Below are 19,513 nucleotides of genomic sequence, written 5' to 3'. Positions count from 1 at the left end.
GCAATTCTCGTGTATGGCTTTTTGCTATGCGGGCTGCGAGCAGTTTAGATAGTCGCAGGCGTGGGGTCACGCGTTATACGTCGATAAGGTAAAGTCGTCGCCTTCAGGTAGAAACCTCAGGTAACAAAGCATGATGCTGTTTGTGCGGCAATCCGTGTTGAGTCTGCTGGCGCTGGTATTCATCGGGCTGTTCTGCACCGTCCATGCACAGACGTCGCCCATTGGCGTCTCCCTCGATCAGCGGGTGATCGACCTCACCAACACCCTCGACACTGGCTTCACCACGCGCCTCAACGACCAACTCGCCGCCCTTGAACAGCGCAAAGGTGCGCAAGTCGCGGTACTGCTGGTGCCCACCACCGGCGGCGCGAGTATCGAGGACTACGCCAACCAACTGTTCCGCGCCTGGAAACTGGGGCGCAAGGACGTTAACGACGGCATCCTGCTGCTGGTGGCCAAGGACGACCGCAAAGTGCGTATCGAGGTGGGCTACGGCTTGGAGGGCACCGTTACTGACCTGTTGGCCCATCGCATTATCGAAGAACACATCACGCCGGCGTTTCGCCAGGGTGACTATGCGGGCGGTGTTCAACAGGCGGTCAATGACTTGACCGTGCTGGTGGACGGCGGCGATCTGCCCAGGGTGACCGGGCCTGGCATTAACCCCCAGGCGATAGCCGTGTTGCTGGCGTTTATCCTGGGCGGTATTGGCGGCGTACTGATAGCCGCCGGCAAGTTGCCTTGGCGCCGGGCATTAATTGCCGCCGTGGTGGCCACGCTGCTGTTGGCGCTTTATGGTGGCGGCCGCGAATGGCCGATGTACCTGCTGCTGTTGCCGCTGACCCTGCTGATCGGCGGCGCGACGTTTGGTGCGCTATGGCTGGCGCGTACCGTGTTTTACTGCGTGATCGGCTTGCTGCTCTACATCGGCGGGCTGCTGGTGGTGGATCGATACGTCGACGTCAACTTCATCCATTGGTTGGCAATGCCGCTGGGAGCACTGGCTGTGCTGGGGGCGTACCTGGTGCTGTGGGTGGTCATGCGAAACGCCTGGAAAACCAGCCGGGTAGGGTTTGCCGTGCGGCTGTTTGCGGCGGTGGCGATGTACGTGGTGGCAGGTCTGGTTGCCGACGCGGGCCGTGACGGTTGGTTGCTGGCGGTTCCGATTACCTCGTTTGTGGCGTTGTTCATCTTTGGCAAGACCGCCGGCGGGTCGGGCTCAAGTTCGAGCGGTGGCTCATCCGGCTCGAGTTCCAGCAGCTCCAGCTCCAGCAGCAGTTCGTCCGGCGGCGGTGGTTCCAGTGGCGGCGGCGGGGCGTCGGGCAGTTGGTAACCCCGCTAGCGCGGCTTATCGCCAACCCGGCCTCCGGCATAGGGCTCCTGCGGATTTGGCGAGGGCTAAACCCTACTGCGGGCAATCGGCAGTGGTAAATACGGTCACGTGCATTCGTGATAAAACATTGAGCCTTTCAACTCAGAGTACGGAGGCTCGATGCCTGCCGCCAACACCCCACGCGTGATTATTCGTGACGCCATTGCTGTGGACGCCGTGTGCATTGGCGTGCTGGGCATGCAGGTCTTCCTTGATACCTATGCCACCGAAGGCATTCGCAGCTCAATCGCCAATGAGGCATTGCACGCCTTCGCGCCGCAGACCATTAGTCAACTGATCACGCAGCCGGGTGTCTCGCTGCTGGTCGCGCAAGTAAACGGCCATCTTGTTGGCTTCGCCCAGATCAAGCTCAACGCCAGCCATTCGATGATCGACGCCGCTGACGCTGCCGAACTCCAGCGTCTCTATATTCAGGAGCGATTCACCGGCTTGGGGCTTGGTTGTCAGCTGCTGCAAGCGGCGGAGCAACACGCGGCGCGGGGCGGCGCCGGGTTATTGTGGGCCACCGTGTGGGTGGGCAATGAGCGGGCGCTGGGTTTCTACCCTCGGCGCGGGTATGAGGTGCTGGGTTCACCGACCTATACCTTCCAGGGAGAAACCCATGGCAATCGTCTGTTTGGTAAACCCTTGGTGCTCAGCACCTGAGGGCTTACGCCAGGACGATGTAGTCATTCTGCTGGATGATCGGCCGGTGCGGGCCTTGCACCAGATGAACATAGCGGCCGTCCACCAAGTCGATGGGCAGGCAGTCGTCGATGTCCATCACGCCGTCGGTGTGGGCCTGGGACCAGTGGCGCAGCATCTGCTGTTTGCCTTTGCTCATCGCTTCCTTTTTATTGCGCGCGACCACCAGCAAATAATGATGGGCCTCGCCAAACGCGTTGGCTTCATAGCCGCCCAGGTTGATGAAGTACAGGTGATGCGCATCCGCCTGGGGTGCCATCTGGCTGATCTGGACTTTCCAGCCGTCGACGCCGTCGACGGCCATCCATGAGTCGATATGCACACCCTTGGGGCTGCCGAACCAGCCGTCGCGCAATTGCGGGTAGGTGGATTCCAGCGTATCCGCCACCGCGAACACCACATCGTGAACTTCAATTCTGGCCCGTGGGTGCTTGCCCCCGAGCATGACGACAAACAGCATTGCAGGTCCTTCCTGGCGATTTAGCAGAGAGTAACCATACTTCTTGTTCGGCCAGTTCCACACTACTAATCCGCTAGTTAATCAGGAGGTTGTCATGCGTACCGTCGATTTAGCCGGTGTTCCCGTCCCTGTCATCGGTCAGGGAACCGCGAGCATGGGCGAAAACCCCGACCAGCGCAGGGCCGAAGTCGCCGCGTTGCAATTGGGCATCGACGAGGGCATGACCCTGATCGATACCGCCGAAATGTATGGCGAAGGCGGTGCCGAGGAAGTGGTCGGTGAGGCCATTCGCGGCAAACGCGACCAAGTGTTCCTGGTCAGTAAAATCTACCCTCACAATGCCAGCCACAAGGGCGTCCCCCGTGCCTGTGAAGCGAGTCTCCAGCGCCTGGGCACTGACTATATTGATCTGTACCTGTTGCACTGGCGTGGCCAGTACCCGCTTGAAGAAACCGTCGAAGCCTTTGAGCGTCTGCGTGAGGCCGGCAAGATCGGCCGCTGGGGCGTTTCCAATTTTGACGTGGCCGACCTTCAGGAACTTGCGTCCCCGGCCTGTGCCACCAACCAGGTGCTCTACAACATTGAAGAGCGCGGTATCGAATTCGACCTGCTGCCGTGGTGGCAACAGCACCATTTGCCATTGATGGCTTACTGCCCAATTGCCCAGGGCGGCGAGCTGCTGTCCAGCCCCACGCTCAAGCAAATCGCTCGCCGCCATGAGGTGACACCCGCCCAGGTTTCACTCGCCTGGGTCTTGCGGCAGGACGGCGTGATTGCCATCCCCAAGGCCGTGACACCCGAACATGTGCGGCTCAATGCCGGCGCCGCGCAGCTGGTGTTGGACGAGCACGACCTGGACGCCATCGACCGTGTGTTTGGCGCACCCAAGCGTAAGCACCCGTTGGCGATGGTGTAGCCCAACAGCAGGAGCGCCGCCGTCCATGGCCTGCGCTCCTGCATCAGCCGAGGTTAGCCAGCTACCGGGCTACGCCAGTCGTCCGAGCCGGAAGTACCGGCGACTTCGTGGGTCCACACGATCTTGCGATAGGTGAAATACACATCCTCCAAATGGGTGAAGTGCGCGTTGTCAGGGTCCTGGCAATTGGGCATGCGCGATTGAATGTCGACGATGGTCGCGCCTTCCAGTTCAGTGGTGAAGTAGTGCTCCTGGGTGCCGGCCGAGGAGGTACGGAACCACTCCAGTCGGCACGACACTTCTTCACCTGTGGTGAGCGCGCTGAAGAGCAGCGGCGACGATTTGTCGAAGACTTTGCTGATCATCAGCGGTTTATGCACCCGCTGGCCGGTTGGCTGACCTGATTGCGGATCGCGGGGAATGATCACCTGATGGGCAAACGCCTGCACGAGAATCTGATCCTCATGACCCTCCTGATAAATGTTGCCGACCGAGTCTTGGGTAAATGTGCCTGCCGTGATTAGACCTTGCTTTACACCGGTAACAGAGAGGTACGCGGGTGTTGGCATGACTGGTTTCCTTGTCTGATTGAGTAGGTAGTCCTGAACGGCGAGGGTGCTGTTCAGGCAAGTCTCTATAACAAGAAGCGTGCCTGAAATGGCAAGGGCTAATGAAATAAGGGTGTCCGGTAGTTGTGGCGATAGATATTAATAAGTTGATCGAGATTTAAGTGGCTATTTAGTCTGGTTGTTTGCGCGCAGGTGTGCAGTTAGTTGCTCACGCTATTTGTCGTGATTCTGGGCGGCTCTGCGAGCGAAAGGGGCTGTTTGCATGAGTGTGACTGCGCAAGCTTCTGCGCAGGTCCTGATTTTTCGGGGGTGTAGGAACTTTCTTAAGTGTTGGTGCGTAGCTTGCTGGTTGTTTTTTCTATGACTAAGGTTCAACTGCTTCTCGGAACATTGAAAGAAATTAAATGGAATTCTGATGCTTTTACATTGGAATTAGTTTGCTGGTTTTGCATTGAATAGTTGCGCGCGGCCTAAAATGGTTTATTCAGACACGCTTTACGCTTATTACCTCGAGCTTGCACGGCATCCTTGCTTGCCAAGGGACTTTGCCGGCAGTGATATTCGTTTTTCGAGCGAGTTTGAAGTCTTGGAGTCTGAGCTTGCCAAGGCGCAATCGATTCATGGTGCAAGCTTGCCGGATTGGCAGAAGGTCAGCGAGCTCAGTGAGCGCCTGTTGCGTGAGCATTCCAAGGACCTTCGGGTTGCTGTCTGGTTGACGTGGGCTTTGCATCAACGTGATTCATTTCCAGGGCTCCTGGCTGGGCTCGGGCTGGTGCGTTACCTGTGTGAGCATCACTGGACGATTGTGTACCCCGCCAAGTTACGTACCCGTAGTGCTGCGTTTGGTTGGTTGGTGTTGCGGCTTGAACCGCTGTTTGCGCAAAACTTCGCCCTGGCTGACCAGCTGCCATTGTTCCAGGCGCTTCTGGAACACCTCGCAAGCCTGGACGAGTTATGGGCAGAGCATCTGGGTGACGATGCACCTTTGTTGTTGCCCATTCGCAGGCAATTGTCGGAGCGCCTGACGCTCGCCACGCAAAGCTGCACAGAGCCTGGAGGGCTTGCCAGCGTCATTGCTCAGGTCAAGCAGGCCGCAACCCAGTTGCGCAAGCCCGAGCAGCCGGTCAATAACGAAAAAGAGGCTCACAAACTGCTGCGCGCATTGCAGGAGCAGGCACGCCCCTTGTGCGCCTGGTGGCTACGCCAGAGTGCAACTGACCTGCGTGCCTTGCGCTTGAGCCGAACCCTGGCATGGCTGACGCTCATCCACTACCCGGACGCCAATGGGGAGCGAGTAACGGCTTTGCGTGCACCGTCGCCGGACAAACTCAAGCGCTTCCAGGATCGCTTCAAACAAGGGCATTACGCCGAGCTTTTGCTTGAACTTGAGATCAGCCTGGCCAGTGCGTTGTTCTGGTTTGACGGCCTGCGTATGGCCTGGGAATGCCTCGAAGCCTTGCAGGCGGACTTGGCCATGATCGAGCTGGAAATGAATTTTGCCGTGTTGTTGCAACGCCTGCCGAGCCTGCCTGAGTTCAGGTTTGACGACGGCACTGCGTTTGCCGACACCGCGACGTGTGAATGGATCGCGCTGCATGTTCTTCGGCATCTGCGCAAGGCTGAGCCCCTAAGCGCCGTGGCCGATGTCGCAGGTGAGCCTTGGGAGGCCGCTTTGCAGGCTGTGATGTCCAGGCTGCGCAAGGATGGACTCAAGGCCGCGGTCGGCGAACTCAAGCAAGGTCTGCAGGCCGCGTGCAGTGATCGAGCCCGCTTTCATTGGCGATTGGCACTGGCCAGGTTGTGCATTCGGGCAGGCAAGCATGAGTTGGGCAAGATCCAGCTCGAGCAACTGGACTTTGAATTACAGCGAGCCGACTTGGAGCGTTGGGAACCCGAGCTGGCTTTTCAAGTCGCCCAGCTCCTGCACCGTTGTTATGACCTTTTGCCACAAGACCAGGCCGTGCGCGAGCGCAAGGAAGTCACCCACCGCAGGTTGTGCCGCTTCGATCTGGAAGCGGTACTTGAATAGGCCTTCGCGCCCACTGAAAAAGGAGAAAAACCATGGCCAAAGACGGTTCGGTAGCCCCCAAGGAACGTATCAACATCACCTTCAAACCCGCCAGCGGCGGTGCGCAAGAGGAAGTTGAGTTGCCCTTGAAATTACTGGTGCTGGGTGACTTCAGCCAGCGTGAAGACCCGCGCAAGCTCGAAGATCGCAAGCCTATTGGTATCGACAAGAACACCCTTGATGAAGTGCTGGCCAAACAAGCCTTGAGCTTGACGTTGAGCGTACCCAATCGCTTGCAGGAGAACACTGACGTTGAAGAGTTGGCCCTCCAGGTTCGGATCAACTCGATGAAAGACTTCAATCCCGCAAGCCTGGTTGAGCAAATACCTGAATTGCAAAAACTGATGGCGTTGCGTGAGGCATTGATGGCGCTCAAGGGGCCGCTGGGCAACACACCCAGCTTTCGCAAAGCCATTGAGCAGGCACTGGCCGATGACACTTCGCGTGCGCGGGTACTCGCGGAACTGGGGCTGAGCAGCCCTGGCGCCGGAAAACTTCAGTAAAAGGACACTGACACCATGATGACGACCCAGCACAACCCGCAGCCCGCAAGTGCGGCTGACGAATACAGCATCCTCGACAACATCGCTGCCCAGACGTTACTGAGTGCCGACGACGAGGCGTACGGCATTGCCAAACGTGGCGTATCGGCGTTTATCGAGGAGCTGCTCAAGCCGCACAACAGCGCAGAGCCGGTGAAGAAACGCCTGGTCGACCGGATGATCGCCGAGATCGATACAAAACTCAGCCAGCAAATGGACGAGATTCTTCATCACCCGGATTTCCAGGCACTGGAGTCGGCGTGGAAAGGCCTGCAGTTGCTGGTCGACCGTACCAATTTTCGCGAGAACATCAAGATCGAGCTGCTGAATGTCTCGCGGCAGGACCTGCTGGATGACTTTGAGGACTCACCGGAGATTACTCAGTCCGGCCTCTACAAGCATATTTACAGCGCCGAATACGGTCAGTTTGGTGGCCAGCCGGTAGGCGCGATCATTGCCAACTACTTCCTGTCACCCAGTGCGCCCGACGTGAAGCTGATGCAATACGCGTCCAGCGTAGCCTGTATGGCACATGCACCCTTTATCGCCGCTGCCGGGCCGGGCTTTTTTGGGCTGGAAAGCTTCACGGGGCTACCTGACCTCAAGGACCTCAGGGACCATTTCGAAGGCCCGCAGTTCGCCAAATGGCAAAGCTTTCGCCAAAGCGAAGACGCCCGCTATATCGGTCTTACCGTGCCGCGCTTCCTGCTGCGAACGCCATACGACCCGCTTGAATGTCCGGTGAAAACCTTTGCCTATCAAGAGAACGTGGTCAACAGCCACGAGCACTATCTATGGGGCAATACCGCTTACGCTTTTGCTACTCGCCTGACTGATAGCTTCGCGCGCTTTCGCTGGTGCCCGAATATCATCGGCCCGCAAAGTGGCGGGGCAGTGGAGGATCTGCCACTGCATCACTTCCAGAGCATGGGAGAGATCGAAACCAAGATCCCTACCGAAGTGCTGGTTTCAGACCGGCGCGAATACGAGCTGGCGCAAGAGGGGTTTATTGCTCTGACCATGCGTAAGGGCAGTGACAACGCAGCGTTTTTTTCCGCCAGTTCCGTGCAAAAACCCAAGACCTTTGGCATCAGTGAAGAGGGCAAGGCCGCCGAATTGAATTACCGACTCGGCACCCAGTTGCCTTACATGATGGTGGTCAATCGTCTGGCCCATTACCTCAAGGTGCTGCAGCGCGAACAATTGGGTTCCTGGAAAGAGCGCACAGACCTGGAGTTGGAGCTCAACAAGTGGATTCGCCAATACGTGGCCGATCAGGAGAACCCCAGTGCCGAAGTGCGTGGGCGGCGCCCATTGCGTGCAGCACGCATCGTCGTCAGCGATGTCGACGGAGAGCCAGGCTGGTATCGGGTTAACTTGAGCGTGCGCCCGCACTTCAAGTACATGGGGGCAGACTTCACGTTGTCTCTGGTTGGCAAGCTCGATAAAGAATGAGTAAAGGCCAGGGCAAGTCCCACACCAATAGTCTTTTCGAGCGCCTCGAATGTGACGCGCCAACCCGGACGTGTGGCGTGGCATCTGTCGCGGCTCATTTGGGGAAAATGCTCAGCACCCGCGCAGGCAGTGTCCAGACGTTGCCTGATTACGGTTTGCCTGACCTCAATGACATGCGGCTCAGCCTGCATGAGTCCATGAGTCAGTCGCGGGTTCTGATCGAGCGTTTCATCCGGGCCTATGAGCCGCGGTTGGTGAATGTGCGTGTCAGGGTGTTGCCCCGTGGGAGCGACCCTTTGGCCTTGGCATTCGCAATCGATGCTGCGCTGATGATTGACGGTGTGATGCAACCCGTGGTGTTTCATGCGCGTCTGGTTGATGCCGGGCGGGTTGAGGTTTGCGCCGATGGGCTTTAACCGCCATTTCCAAAGTGAGCTCAGTGCCTTGCGGCAGCTGGGTCGACGGTTTTCCGAGCGCAACCCCGCACTGGCCCCGTTTCTGGCGCAAACCGGCCAGGATCCGGATGTGGAGCGATTGCTGGAGGGCTTTGCGTTCCTGACAGGCCGCCTGCGCCAGAAGCTGGACGACGAGTTGCCGGAACTGACGCATTCCTTGATGCATTTGCTTTGGCCCAACTACATGCGGCCAATGCCCGCCTTCAGCATCCTGCAATTCGACCCATTGAAACGCACGGGTCCCGCTGTGCGAGTGGCGCGCGATACCGCCGTAGAAAGCATCGCGATACAAGGGGGGCGTTGTCACTTTCGGACCTGCTACGCCACTGACGTCATGCCCCTGCAACTCAGTGGCCTGGAGTACAGCACCCAGGGTGAAAGTGCACGGTTGGAGCTGCGCTTGAACATGACTGCCGAGGGCAACTTCAGCGAGTTGACGTTTGACTCCTTGCGACTGCATCTGGCCGGGGACCGCTATATCAGCCAGGGGCTGTACCTCAGCCTGCTGCGCCACCTTGAGGGCATCCACGTGTTGTTATTGGACGAGTCAGGTTCAGCGGTCAACGGCATCGATGGGCAACCCGTGACGATGCGTCTGCGCGCCAGTCAGGTTAAGCCGGTGGGGTTTTCAGAGGAACAGGCGTTGATACCTTGCAACCGACTGACAGCCTCAAGCAAGATGCCGAACAACTGGCGAGCCTCACATCGGCACAGTCGCCATTGATGCAGCTTTTGCTGCTACTGCGTGAAAATACGCGCCTACTGCCCGCCCCAGAGCTTTTGGGCAAGGCGGCCGCGAAGGCGAGCGAATCAGGCGTGCTCGCCCAGGCGGCGGTAGCCGATGGGTGGGTGGCGGCCGTGCCTGACTCTGCCCGACGTGCGTTGCAACGGCGTTTTGAGCCGTTGCACCAGTTGCTCGATGAGCAGCAGAACCCGGGTGTCGAGTTGACCCGAGCGCTGCGTTTGCTCGACGAATTGCACCTGCAACTGGCGGCGCTGAACCGCGAGAGTTCACCTGAGCAGGCCGCGTTCAAACGGGTAAAGCGGCGTATGGAGGGGCAACAGGATGCCTTGGGCGACCTGCGTGACGCTGCTGCACGTCTACCGCTGCCACTCGCCGGTTGGTTTGAGGGGATGGCTGACGACAGTTGGCGCCACCTGTTGGAAGGCGCCTATGTGCACATCAACCAGCGCTATCAAAACGAGGTGCACGGCCTCTACGCCAAGGCGATTCGCGAGCGTTATCCCTTCAGTGCCCACGCCGCCAGTGAGGTGGCTGTCAACGATTTCCAGGAATTCTTCAAGCCCAATGGGGTGATGGCGGGTTTTTATGACGGCTATCTGCGGCCTTTCATCAGCGCCGACGGCAACCGGTACCGGCTGCGTGGCCTGGATGGCATTAGCTTGCCAATATCGCGTTCGTTGCTGGACCAATTGACGAAAGCCGAGGTTATCCGCCGCGCGTTTTTCAACGAGGAGCACAGTGGGTTGTCGGTTCGGTTCACCTTGGCACCCTACAGCCTGGATCAATCGGTCAGCCGCGCGACCCTGCGCTTTGGCGAGAGGCAGCTGGAGTATCGGCATGGCCCGATCGTGCCTATGGCGTTTGATTGGCCCACGGATGCAGACAATGGCCGTACCAGCCTGGTCGTGGAAAGAGGGACCGAGCAACGGCCATTGGGCATCGAGAAAAATACCGGGGCCTGGTCGCTCTTCAGGTTTTTCGACTTGTTGCAGAAAGAGCCTGCGAGCGGGCGAAATGCGCAGCTCTACAAGGCGGACCTTGCCGGTTTGCGCGCCAATTACCTGCTTACGAGCCCACGTACTCCCAGCCCGTTTGACATGGAGGCGTGGCGCACCTTTCGCCTGCCGGAGCAACTGTGATGCCCATGCAGGTTCACAGTGCCGGGCGTACGCAGCGGGGCAAGACCAGGTCGCGTAACGAAGATGCCTTCCTCGACTGCCCGCAGCAGGGCTGCTGGGCGGTGGCGGACGGCATGGGTGGGCACCGGGACGGCGATGTGGCCAGTCAGTGGGTGATCAGCAGTCTTGCCGCGTTGAAAGCCCAGGGTTCCCTCGACCAACGTGTCAACGCGACTCGGCAACGGCTGCAAGCTGTGAACCAGCGGTTGGAGAGTGTCGGCACCCGTTCCGCTGCAACTATGGGCAGCACCGTTGTGGCGTTGCTGCTTGAGGAGGGGCGTGCGGCGTGTGTGTGGGCAGGCGACAGTCGTTGCTACCTGTGGCGCGGGCAGCGCCTCTACCAGTTGTCGAGGGATCACTCGCTGCTTCAGCGCCTCATGACTGAGCGTCAAATGAGTGTGGACCAAGCCCAGGCACACCCTGATGCGCGAGCGCTGACCCGTGCTATCGGGGCCTGTGCGTCGTTGCAGCTTGAAGTGCTGGAGCTCGGCACCCAGCCAGGGGATGTGTTTCTTTTGTGCAGCGATGGCCTGTATCAGGCACTCAGCCATGGGGAGTTGGGGCGGGCGTTAAGCGCGGGGACGCCGCAACAAATGGTGGACCAATTATTTACGGCGGTGTTGCTTACACCGGCGCGTGACGATTTGACCGCAGTGGTTGTGCAGCCATGAGTGAGGTATCGGCCCCACCCCGTTTGCTCGCTGGGCGCTATCACCTTGAACGCGAGTTGGGCAGGGGCGGAATGGGTGTGGTGTATCGCGCCCGAGATCTGTTGCACGAGCAATTTGGCGAGCCCAGCGCAAGCGTGGCACTCAAGCTGCTGGGTGAAACGTTTTCCGAATGCCCGGATGCGCATGTGCTGCTGTACAGCGAGTTCGCCATGACCCGCAGCCTGCGCCATGAAGGCGTGGTAAGGGTGTTTTCGTTCGAGGTGGACACCCCTGGCCGGTGCGCTTTTTTCACCATGGAGTTGATGCACGGCGTCACCCTGGATCGACTGTTGCCGCAGTGGCCCAGCGGCTTGACCTGGCCGCAATTACAACCGATGGCGCTACAGTTGCTCGATGCGCTGGTTTACACCCATCAGCAAAATGTACTGCATGGCGATATCAAGCCCGCCAACGTCATGGTGAGCGAAGAGGGTGTGCGCTTGTTCGATTTTGGTTTGGGGCATGCCCAAGCACAGGTGGCGGCAGGTTTGCCGAGCTTGAGTCGCAACCGTTTCACTGCCTGGACACGCGCTTACGCAGCGCCGGAATTGCTCGCCGGCGATGAGTTGACCGCGGCCGCCGACCTCTATGGCGTGGCGTGCATCGTGTACGAACTGGCCAACGGGAAACGCCTTGGCGAGCGTCAGCTTACGCAACGACTCACGCGGCCTCGGCACCTACCCAGGCATTGCTGGCCTGCGTTACGCACCGCCTTGGCAGTTGACCCCGAACGCCGAACCATCACCGTTGCTCAATTGCGCGAGGTGATGGGGTACACACGACGTCCCTGGTACTTGTAGGCAATAGCTCACCCAGCCAAGCCATGCAATTGACAGTATTCAGCCCAGCTCAACCCCGCCATCTGCGCAACTTCCTTGTGCACTTCCAGGCGTTGGGCCTCGAACGCTTCGGGGGTCTCGGCCGTCAACTTGAGGGTCAGCTCCCAGGCAAACAGGCCCTGGTGCTCAGCCTCGGCCTCGAAGGCTTCGTGCAGGCGTTCGGCACGATACTGCGCCTGGGTTTCACCCTTGGCCTGCGCGGCCAAGGGGTTGAGGGTATCGAGCTGCGTGGCCACATCCGGATGTTCGCTTAAGAACCGATCCAGGGCACGTTGGTGATTATCACCGGGTTCTGACAAGGGCTTGCTCCCGTTTAAGTGAATTGACTCAATGGGGTCATGCCCCTGGGTTTGCAATCAGGTAGCGCGCGATTGCCTCATACGCCGGCAACGTCACCCCGTCATTCGCGGCATTGGCCGCTACCGGGTGGGAGGCGAAGCGCACAATCACCATTTCGGCCGCCGGGTCGATGTAAATACTCTGGCCATGCACGCCACGGGCCATGAACGCGCCATCCGGGTTGTGGGTGACCCACCACATGTTGCGATAGCTCCAACCTTTCAATTGGCTGTAACCGGCCTGGGCAAACGCGTGCTTGTCGCCACCTTGGCGAATGTCTTTCACCACGCTGTCGGGGACGATTTGCTCGCCGTTGAAGCGGCCGTTATTGCGCAACATTTCAGCGAAGCGCGCCATGTCCCGCAGGCCTGCGTTCAAGCCGCCACCGGCGAACGGTGTGCCGATGGAGTCGACGCTGAAATACGCGTCCTGCTCACTGCCCAGCCGGCTCCAGATGCGTTCACTGAGCAACTGTGCAACATTGCGCCCGGTAGCGCGGGCGATCACCCAGCCGAGCACGTCGGTGTTCACGGTTTTGTAGCTGAACGCCTGACCATGTTCGCCGCGTGGCTTGACGGTTTGCAGGAACTCGAAGTAGTTGCGCGGCCCCATGTAGTTCTTGGGCTTGGGCAGCGGATTACCGGCTTGGAGGTACGCCCAGATCCCGGCGTTGGAGTCGGCGTAGTCTTCGCTGTAGTCAAGGCCCGTGGTCATGTCCAATACCTGGCGCAGCGTGGCGCTGCCGAATGCGGATTGGGCCAGTTCGGGCACATAGTCGGCGATCTTTTTACCCGCATCGAGGGTGCCGTCGGCCACCAGCATCGCGCCCAGTGTGCCGACTACTGATTTGGTCACGGACATGGCCGCATGTTGCCCGTCTTCCTTGAGTACCCCGAAGTAGCGCTCATACACCACGGCCCCTCGGTGCAACACCACGATGCCGTCGGTGTAGGTGGCCTCCAGCGTCTGGCGCCAGGTCAGCGGTTGGTCGGCGCCGATGGGCACTATGGGCAGCGCTTCGATGCGCGGGTCAATACGCTGCGGCAGCGCCGATGCAGCACCGAGCCCCCGCGACACATTGACGGTCGGCATCAGCTGACGGAAGTTCGCCACACTCCAGCGCAAGGCCGGGAAACGAAAGTAGCTGCCATCTTCAAAACGCAGGGTTTTGTCCGGCGGCGGCGGGGCGCCGACCATCCACTTGAGGCGGGCAGGGTCACTGGCTTGGGCGTCGGGAAATTGCTCAACGCCGGCGTTGACGGCGCAGCTCGAAAAAACCAGCAGCGCGCAGCTCATGAGGGGCAGGATGGGGCGCATCGCCAAGCTCCTTGGTGTCGCAAAATGCACACGGAGCAAGGCCTGAGCTCGGGTCCGTTCGAGAGTCACGCGGCAAAGGATGGGCTAACACTCGGTAACCGACAAGCATCAACGGGCAAAATCAATTCTAAATAATTACTGACGAGCCGGTAAAAACCTTTCGCGCAGGCTATCAGGGCGTGTAGCGTTAACCAGGGTTTTCGGGCTTGCCTACCATGGGCGCAGAGGCACAGAGCGATGGGCAGAGGAACAGAGGGACGGAGCATGGCGCAAACGCTGTTCAAACTTTTCCTCACGCAACGTCTGGCTGCCTTGGCCAGCACCGAATCGTTGCGTGCCATCCGTGAGGGCTTGTTGTGGATTTTGCCGTGCCTGCTGGTGTCGGCCGGGTTCCTGATCCTTTCCGAATGCGCCAGGGTGCTGGGGGTCGATCCGCAGGTGGTGGCCTTTCTGTCTGGGCTGCACAACCAAATCAGCTCAGTGATCCCGCTGCTGGTCGCTGCCTCGATTGGTTATATGTTGGCGATTCAGCACCGCCTGCCCCAATTGCCCGTCGCGTTTTTGTGCCTGGCCCATGTGGTGGTCGCCACGTTTGTGTTGCGTGATTACCCGCGCGCTTCGGCCACCTTTGTATTGTTTATCGCCATCGCCTCGCCGCTGCTCAATGTGCCGGCGATTGCCTGGCTGCATCGGTTTCGGTGGACGCGTCTGGTCAACGAGGACCTGGTCGGCCACAACCTGCGCGGCACCATCAATATGGTGGTGCCCGGCGCCATCACCGCCTTGTTGCTGGTGGTCATTCTGTCGTTGCTGCTGCAAATCCCTTATGTGGCGCAACTGCAAGGCCCGCAGGTGCTCGACGCCTTGCAAACGCCGTATGGCAGCGGCTTGTTTGTGACCTTGATGAATTCGCTGCTGTGGTTTTTCGGCATTCACGGTGTGTACGCCATGCAGCCGTTGTTCGATGTACTCGACCAGGCGGTGGTGCTTAACGGTGCGGCCTTGGCGGCCGGTGAACCGATCAAGTACCTGCTCAACAGTGGCTTGCTGGGCAGTTTCGCGTTTATCGGTGGCTCCGGCGGGGCGTTGTGCCTGCTGGTGGCGATCCTGCTGTTCTCTAAAAGCCAGTCCATGCGTTTGCTGGCGATGGCCAGTTTGCCGCTGTCGTTGTTCAACGTCAGCGAAGTGCTGCTGTTTGGGTTGCCGATCATCCTTAACCCGCGTCTGTTCATCCCGTTTTTGCTGGTGCCGGCGCTTAACACCATGGTGGCGTTGGCGGTGGTGCAACTGGGCTGGGTCTCACCGGCGGTGGCCAGTGTGCCGTTTACCGCGCCGGTGCTGCTCAATGCCTACCTCAGCACCCATGGCGATGTGGCGGCAGTGGTGCTGCAAGTCGCGCTATTGGGCCTCGGCACGCTGGTGTACGCGCCGTACGTACGCGCGATTCATCGCCAGTCCAGCGAGGGCGGCACGGTTTACCTTAAATCGCTGGACATGACCTTCCGTGGCCTCGAAGAGAAAGGCCGCCTGTTGGCGCTGGACGCGGTGTTGGCGTCGCACAAGATCCTGGCCCAACAGGCCGTGGCGCTGAGCCGCATCCAGCAGATCAGCGACTACGAGTTCTACCTCGAATTTCAACCGCAAATCTCTACCCGCACCGGCCTGTGCACGGGGTGCGAGGCCCTGATGCGCGCGCGGGACAACCAGGGCACGGTGCATTCACCTTGGGAGTTCCTGCAGTGGTTGGCCCAGGCGCGGTTGATGCCGGACGTGGATGTGTGGGTGGCGTCCCAGGCGGTGCGCCAGTACCAAAAGTGGCGCAAGGGGGGCTTTGCTTTGCCGATGACCATCAATGTTTCCAGCGCCACGCTGACGGACGCTGCCTACGCGGATCGCCTGGTGGAGATCCTCGCCCAGGCCCATGGCCAGGTGTCGGTGGAAATCACCGAAGACGCGCTGGTCGGCGATGTCCAGGCCACGCGCCGGACCATCCAGAAACTCCAGGCCATTGGCGCCAAGGTGTATATCGACGACTTCGGCACCGGGTTTTCAGCCTTGAGTTATCTGCACCAGTTTCCGGTGGATTTCATCAAGATCGACCGCAGCTTCGTGGTGGCCCAGCGCGACCCCAAGGGCGCCCAGGTGCTCACCGGCATGCTGCGTTTCTGCGAGGCGCTGAACCTGGGCGTTGTGGTCGAAGGCGTAGAGACCGCCGAGCAGTTGGCGTTCTTGAATACCGGCACTGAGCTGTTCATTCAGGGCTGGTATTTCAGCAAGGCACTGCCCGGCGATCAGTTGCAGCGCTTTGTGCGCGAACGCGCGGCGGCTCAGGTTTAACCCGGCTGCGCCGCGTATTCGCGCTGGGTCTGTTCGATCTCTTCGACTAAACGATCGATCCCCGCCAAGCGCGCGCGGTTGTCGTGGTCCCAGGGGTGAAAGCCCGGTTTGAAGTAGTGCAGCCACGGCCGCAGCATGCGCGGGAACACGCCCTTGGGGCCGTACAGAAACTTGAGCATGCGCCAGAAGCCCTTCACGTGCCCGCCAGCCTTGCGGTCGGCAATCAGCAGGCGCAGGTGGAAATCCAGTACCACCAGCCAGAAGAATACGCTGGTGACGAGCATGGTGCCGGTGCGCAACAGGTAGCGCCCAGGCCCCGGCTTGATCACCGTGTTCCACACGTCGAACGCCACGGCTTTGTGTTCGGTTTCTTCCAGGGCGTGCCAGTGCCACATCTGCTGGTAGCCTTTGAGTGATTGGCCAAAACGCGAAGGGTCACTCAGCAGGATTTCCGCGAGCATCGCCGTGTAGTGCTCAAGCGCGATGGTGACCGCCAGGTTGAACGAGGGCGGCAGGTGTTTTTTCTGCAGGTCGAGGATGAATTTCAGGCGTCGGTCGAGGGTGTGCGCCGGCAGGCCCGCGGCTTGCAAATGATCGTTGTAGGCCACGTGTTCGCGGCTGTGCATGGCTTCCTGGCCGATAAACCCCTGGATCTCTTTTTTAAGCTCAGGGTCGTCGATGCGATCGCGGTAGTGGCGCACGCTGTCCATGAAAAACAGCTCGCCCTGGGGAAACAGCAGCGACAACGCGTTGAAGAAGTGCGTGATGAACGGGCCTTGTTCATGCCAGTCCTTGATGCGCTCGGCAGGCAAGGCAAAACGGATATCGCGACGGATGGGTAGCATCGTACGTGCTCCTGTTTAGAGACGAGGTTCGTCGTTGGTTTCAAACACCGGCGTGCGCTGTTTGGGCGCCATGCGCTTGCTGGCGAACACCACCAGGGCTTGATAAGCGGCGGGCAGGCAGCGGGCGAGCAGGTCGAGAAAATACGCATCGCGGCCGATCAGCACGCGGCGTTTGTTGTTGCGCACGCCTTGCAGGATGACCTTGGCGGCGTGGTCGGCGTCGGTGATGAAGAGCTTTTCGAAGTCGGCGCGGGCCTGTTGCTCGCTGTGGATCAGAAAGCCGGTCATGTTCGCGTCGATACGGCTGCTGCGGCAGATATCGGTGCGAATACCGCCGGGGTGCACGCAGGTGGCGGACACCCCGCAGCGTTGCAGGTCGAGTTCCTGGCGCAGGGATTCGGTAAAGCCGCGTACCGCAAATTTGGTCGCGTTGTAGCCGCTCATGCCAGGCTGGGCGAACAGGCCGAACACGCTGGAGGTGTTGATCACATGGCCGTCGCCGCTGGCTTTGAGGTGCGGCAAAAACGCCTTGGTGCCATGCACCACGCCCCAGAAATTGATGCCGACGATCCACTCGAGGTCGGCATAGTCCACGCCTTCGACGGTGCTCGACAGCGCCACGCCGGCGTTGTTGAAGATCAGGTTGACCTGGCCGTGATCCGCCACGCAGCGTGCCGCCCAATCCTGCATGGCCTGGCGGTCGGACACATCCAGCACCTGGGTGGTGATCGTTACCGGCGCCAGCGTCGAGGTCTTGATCAGCGCCAAGGTCTGTTCCAGCCCTTGGCTGTTCTTGTCCGCCAGGGCCAGGTGGCAACCTTCGCGGGCGAGCGCCAGTGCCAGTGCGCGACCCATGCCGGACGCCGCGCCGGTGATGGCCGCTACGCGGCCGTTGAATGACTTCATGACAGGCTGCCTTCTGCGGTGGAGTGGGGCGCCGGAACCGCGCGAGGTGTCGGCGCAGGCAGTGGGTGGGCGAGGTAGTCCTTGAGGGCGAAGTGCCGCGTGACCTGCTTGAAGCGCCAGGTCGAGCCGGGCCACAGGGTGGTGTTTTTGCCGGTGCGCGGGTCGAGGTACCAGCTCTGGCAACCGCCGGTGCTCCAGATGGTGCGCTTGAGCTTGGCTTGCAACTGCTGGTTGTAGGCCAGCTCCACGGCGGGTTTGACGTCCACGGTGGCGATGCGTTGGCGCTGCATGTGCTCAATGGCATCGAGGATGTAGGTGACTTGGGCTTCGATCATCAGAATCATCGAGTTATGCCCAAGGCCGGTGTTCGGCCCGACAATCAGGAACAGGTTCGGATAGCCCGGCACCGTGGTGCCTTTGTAGGCGTGGGCGCCATCGCGCCAGGCATCCATCAGGTCGATGCCGTCGCGGCCGATGATGCAATCGCGGGGCAGCGGGTCGGTGGCCTGGAACCCGGTGCCGAAAATCAGGCAGTCGGCCGGGTGCTTGATGCCGTCGGCGGTGATCACACCGTCAGCTTCGATGCGCAGCACCTTGTCGGTCACCACCTCGACATTGCTGCGTGACAACGCCGGGTAATAGTCATTGGAGATCAGCACGCGCTTACAGCCGATGGTGTAGTCCGGCGTCAGGGTTTTACGCAGGGAAGGGCGCGCCACTTGTTTGCGCAGGTGCCGCAGGGCGATTTTCTGCACCATCTTCATCAGCCGTGGGTGCAGGGCAAAGCCGACCACGCGGCCTTCCAGCGCCCAATAAAACGCCCCGCGCACCAGGCGCTGGGTGAAGGGCAGGTGCTTGAAGGCCCAGCGCTCAAGGCGCGAAATCTTGCGGTCGGGCTTGGGCATGATCCACGGCGGCGTGCGCTGGAACAGGTCCAGGTGCGCCACCTGCGGCGCGATCTGCGGCACGAACTGGATAGCGCTGGCGCCGGTGCCGATCACCGCCACGCGTTTGCCTTTCAATGAATAGTCATGATCCCAGTGCTGGGAGTGGAAGCTTTTGCCCTTGAAGTTGTCCAGCCCAGGAATATCCGGCAGCGCCGGGCGCGACAAGCCGCCCATGCCCGACACCAGCACCCGCGCGCTGACTTGGCGGCCATCGCTGAAGCTCAATTGCCAGCGTTGCTGCTGCTCATCAAACACTGCTCGTTGCAGGCCCATGCCGAAACGCAGGTAGGGCGCCAGCTCGAAACGCTGTGCGCATTGCTCCAGGTACGCGCGGATCTCTGCCTGGGGCGCGAACTGGCGGGTCCAGTCCGGGTTTGGTGCAAACGAAAACGAGTACACGTGGGACTGCACATCGCAAGCGCAACCCGGGTAGTGGTTGTCGCGCCAGGTGCCGCCGAGTGTGGCGGCCTGTTCGGCGACAAAGAAGTCGGTGAGCCCGGCTTCCTTGAGTTTGATCGCCATGCACAGGCCGGCAAACCCTGAACCGATGATGGCGATGTCGATTGAGTCGCTGTGGGCATTCATGAGTTGTCCCTCTTGGGCATCAGATGTGCTCCTGTTTTTGTTTTGTCTTTTAGATAGAACACCATTGCAAAGGAAAAATGAATTAATTATTTTAAAAAAGATTTTAAATAATCTACCTGAAAATATCGCCTACGCTAGGACCTTGTTCCTCATGTGCGACTTGTCCGACGGACGAGTACGGGTTGCATGAAGTTTAGGTCCAAGGTGTGGACGATGGCTGAGG

17 protein-coding genes and 2 pseudogenes are annotated in these 19,513 nt (G+C 59.9%); 12 read left to right on the top strand and 7 right to left on the bottom strand.

Translation table 11 applies throughout. From position 1 onward, the window contains the following. Nucleotides 1–130 precede the first annotated feature (130 nt). A complete protein-coding gene (locus ACI77I_RS19505) occupies nt 131–1,333 on the top strand; it encodes a TPM domain-containing protein (protein WP_406998211.1) in 1,203 nt (400 codons plus the stop codon). A gap of 159 nt (nt 1,334–1,492) precedes the next feature. Beyond that, a complete protein-coding gene (locus tag ACI77I_RS19500) occupies nt 1,493–2,038 on the top strand; it encodes a GNAT family N-acetyltransferase (RefSeq protein WP_406998210.1) in 546 nt (181 codons plus the stop codon). A gap of 4 nt (nt 2,039–2,042) precedes the next feature. Here the strand turns inward: ACI77I_RS19500 and ACI77I_RS19495 are convergent, their stop codons facing one another. After that, a complete protein-coding gene (locus ACI77I_RS19495; RefSeq protein ID WP_094953276.1) occupies nt 2,043–2,537 on the bottom strand; it encodes a DUF1543 domain-containing protein in 495 nt (164 codons plus the stop codon). A gap of 94 nt (nt 2,538–2,631) precedes the next feature. Here ACI77I_RS19495 and ACI77I_RS19490 point away from each other — a divergent pair, with 94 nt between their 5' ends. Then, entirely contained in the window at nt 2,632–3,453 is an 822-nt protein-coding gene (locus ACI77I_RS19490) for an aldo/keto reductase (RefSeq protein ID WP_094953274.1), read from the top strand. 53 nt (nt 3,454–3,506) lie between these two features. Here the strand turns inward: ACI77I_RS19490 and ACI77I_RS19485 are convergent, their stop codons facing one another. Next, nucleotides 3,507–4,022: an Hcp family type VI secretion system effector gene (locus tag ACI77I_RS19485; RefSeq protein WP_094953272.1), complete on the bottom strand. Its 516-nt coding sequence runs from the start codon at nt 4,020–4,022 to the stop codon at nt 3,507–3,509. 475 nt (nt 4,023–4,497) lie between these two features. Between ACI77I_RS19485 and tssA the strand changes: the two genes are divergently transcribed. From tssA to ACI77I_RS19445, 8 genes and pseudogenes are all read left to right on the top strand, one after another. Continuing rightward, a complete protein-coding gene (tssA, locus tag ACI77I_RS19480) occupies nt 4,498–6,051 on the top strand; it encodes a type VI secretion system protein TssA (protein WP_406998209.1) in 1,554 nt (517 codons plus the stop codon). Between the two features lie 32 nt (nt 6,052–6,083). Next, nucleotides 6,084–6,593, top strand: a complete 510-nt coding sequence (gene tssB, locus ACI77I_RS19475) for a type VI secretion system contractile sheath small subunit (RefSeq protein WP_094951981.1) — start codon at nt 6,084–6,086, stop codon at nt 6,591–6,593. An 18-nt stretch (nt 6,594–6,611) separates the two neighbouring features. Next, on the top strand, nt 6,612–8,087 hold the full coding sequence (tssC, locus tag ACI77I_RS19470) for a type VI secretion system contractile sheath large subunit (protein ID WP_406998217.1): 1,476 nt from the start codon (nt 6,612–6,614) through the stop codon (nt 8,085–8,087). Continuing rightward, nucleotides 8,084–8,503 (top strand): type VI secretion system baseplate subunit TssE, encoded by a 420-nt coding sequence (tssE, locus tag ACI77I_RS19465; RefSeq protein WP_242155840.1) that lies wholly within the window; start codon nt 8,084–8,086, stop codon nt 8,501–8,503. The genes tssC and tssE overlap by 4 nt, the downstream gene beginning before the upstream one ends. Then, nucleotides 8,493–9,254, top strand: a pseudogene (locus ACI77I_RS19460) (type VI secretion system baseplate subunit TssF); the annotation flags it as partial. The gene tssE and the pseudogene ACI77I_RS19460, both read left to right, overlap by 11 nt. After that, a pseudogene (locus ACI77I_RS19455) lies at nt 9,194–10,426 on the top strand (type VI secretion IcmF C-terminal domain-containing protein); the annotation flags it as partial. The pseudogenes ACI77I_RS19460 and ACI77I_RS19455, both read left to right, overlap by 61 nt. After that, nucleotides 10,426–11,136, top strand: coding sequence for a PP2C family protein-serine/threonine phosphatase (locus ACI77I_RS19450; RefSeq protein ID WP_406998208.1), 711 nt, complete (start codon nt 10,426–10,428; stop codon nt 11,134–11,136). The pseudogene ACI77I_RS19455 and the gene ACI77I_RS19450, both read left to right, overlap by 1 nt. Further along, nucleotides 11,133–11,975 carry a serine/threonine-protein kinase gene (locus ACI77I_RS19445; protein ID WP_094951968.1) on the top strand — a complete coding sequence of 281 codons (843 nt, stop codon included), beginning with the start codon at nt 11,133–11,135 and terminating at the stop codon, nt 11,973–11,975. Before ACI77I_RS19450 ends, ACI77I_RS19445 begins: the two co-directional genes overlap by 4 nt. A gap of 8 nt (nt 11,976–11,983) precedes the next feature. Here the strand turns inward: ACI77I_RS19445 and ACI77I_RS19440 are convergent, their stop codons facing one another. Together ACI77I_RS19440 and ACI77I_RS19435 are read right to left on the bottom strand one after the other, a co-directional pair. Next, nucleotides 11,984–12,313: a DUF6388 family protein gene (locus ACI77I_RS19440; RefSeq protein WP_242155846.1), complete on the bottom strand. Its 330-nt coding sequence runs from the start codon at nt 12,311–12,313 to the stop codon at nt 11,984–11,986. A 37-nt stretch (nt 12,314–12,350) separates the two neighbouring features. After that, nucleotides 12,351–13,649, bottom strand: a complete 1,299-nt coding sequence (locus ACI77I_RS19435) for a serine hydrolase domain-containing protein (RefSeq protein WP_406998216.1) — start codon at nt 13,647–13,649, stop codon at nt 12,351–12,353. Between the two features lie 285 nt (nt 13,650–13,934). Between ACI77I_RS19435 and ACI77I_RS19430 the strand changes: the two genes are divergently transcribed. After that, entirely contained in the window at nt 13,935–16,007 is a 2,073-nt protein-coding gene (locus ACI77I_RS19430) for a PTS sugar transporter subunit IIC/EAL domain-containing protein (protein ID WP_406998207.1), read from the top strand. Here the strand turns inward: ACI77I_RS19430 and ACI77I_RS19425 are convergent. From ACI77I_RS19425 to ACI77I_RS19415, 3 genes are read right to left on the bottom strand one after another with little or no spacing between them, the layout of a single operon-like run. Beyond that, nucleotides 16,004–16,852 (bottom strand): metal-dependent hydrolase, encoded by an 849-nt coding sequence (locus ACI77I_RS19425; RefSeq protein WP_094951964.1) that lies wholly within the window; start codon nt 16,850–16,852, stop codon nt 16,004–16,006. The genes ACI77I_RS19430 and ACI77I_RS19425 overlap by 4 nt on opposite strands. A 15-nt stretch (nt 16,853–16,867) precedes the next feature. Next, nucleotides 16,868–17,758: an SDR family oxidoreductase gene (locus ACI77I_RS19420; protein WP_094951963.1), complete on the bottom strand. Its 891-nt coding sequence runs from the start codon at nt 17,756–17,758 to the stop codon at nt 16,868–16,870. After that, entirely contained in the window at nt 17,755–19,290 is a 1,536-nt protein-coding gene (locus ACI77I_RS19415; RefSeq protein WP_406998206.1) for a flavin-containing monooxygenase, read from the bottom strand. Before ACI77I_RS19415 ends, ACI77I_RS19420 begins: the two co-directional genes overlap by 4 nt. Nucleotides 19,291–19,513: the final 223 nt, after the last annotated feature.

Source organism: Pseudomonas sp. D47 (assembly GCF_045447305.1).
Taxonomy (GTDB): domain Bacteria; phylum Pseudomonadota; class Gammaproteobacteria; order Pseudomonadales; family Pseudomonadaceae; genus Aquipseudomonas.
Note: the sequence above shows the minus strand (reverse complement) of the source record. Positions and strands in the feature narration are given on the sequence as shown.

What these genes read in the sequence shown, in the direction of transcription:
- ACI77I_RS19445 (WP_094951968.1), top strand. Translation starts at nt 11,133, where the DNA reads ATGAGTGAGGTATCGGCCCCACCCCGTTTGCTCGCTGGGCGCTATCAC.
- ACI77I_RS19485 (WP_094953272.1), bottom strand. Translation starts at nt 4,022, where the DNA reads ATGCCAACACCCGCGTACCTCTCTGTTACCGGTGTAAAGCAAGGTCTA.
- tssE (WP_242155840.1), top strand. Translation starts at nt 8,084, where the DNA reads ATGAGTAAAGGCCAGGGCAAGTCCCACACCAATAGTCTTTTCGAGCGC.
- ACI77I_RS19490 (WP_094953274.1), top strand. Translation starts at nt 2,632, where the DNA reads ATGCGTACCGTCGATTTAGCCGGTGTTCCCGTCCCTGTCATCGGTCAG.
- tssC (WP_406998217.1), top strand. Translation starts at nt 6,612, where the DNA reads ATGACGACCCAGCACAACCCGCAGCCCGCAAGTGCGGCTGACGAATAC.
- ACI77I_RS19495 (WP_094953276.1), bottom strand. Translation starts at nt 2,537, where the DNA reads ATGCTGTTTGTCGTCATGCTCGGGGGCAAGCACCCACGGGCCAGAATT.
- ACI77I_RS19425 (WP_094951964.1), bottom strand. Translation starts at nt 16,852, where the DNA reads ATGCTACCCATCCGTCGCGATATCCGTTTTGCCTTGCCTGCCGAGCGC.
- ACI77I_RS19435 (WP_406998216.1), bottom strand. Translation starts at nt 13,649, where the DNA reads ATGAGCTGCGCGCTGCTGGTTTTTTCGAGCTGCGCCGTCAACGCCGGC.
- tssB (WP_094951981.1), top strand. Translation starts at nt 6,084, where the DNA reads ATGGCCAAAGACGGTTCGGTAGCCCCCAAGGAACGTATCAACATCACC.
- ACI77I_RS19500 (WP_406998210.1), top strand. Translation starts at nt 1,493, where the DNA reads ATGCCTGCCGCCAACACCCCACGCGTGATTATTCGTGACGCCATTGCT.
- tssA (WP_406998209.1), top strand. Translation starts at nt 4,498, where the DNA reads ATGGTTTATTCAGACACGCTTTACGCTTATTACCTCGAGCTTGCACGG.
- ACI77I_RS19415 (WP_406998206.1), bottom strand. Translation starts at nt 19,290, where the DNA reads ATGAATGCCCACAGCGACTCAATCGACATCGCCATCATCGGTTCAGGG.
- ACI77I_RS19430 (WP_406998207.1), top strand. Translation starts at nt 13,935, where the DNA reads ATGGCGCAAACGCTGTTCAAACTTTTCCTCACGCAACGTCTGGCTGCC.
- ACI77I_RS19505 (WP_406998211.1), top strand. Translation starts at nt 131, where the DNA reads ATGATGCTGTTTGTGCGGCAATCCGTGTTGAGTCTGCTGGCGCTGGTA.
- ACI77I_RS19450 (WP_406998208.1), top strand. Translation starts at nt 10,426, where the DNA reads ATGCCCATGCAGGTTCACAGTGCCGGGCGTACGCAGCGGGGCAAGACC.
- ACI77I_RS19420 (WP_094951963.1), bottom strand. Translation starts at nt 17,758, where the DNA reads ATGAAGTCATTCAACGGCCGCGTAGCGGCCATCACCGGCGCGGCGTCC.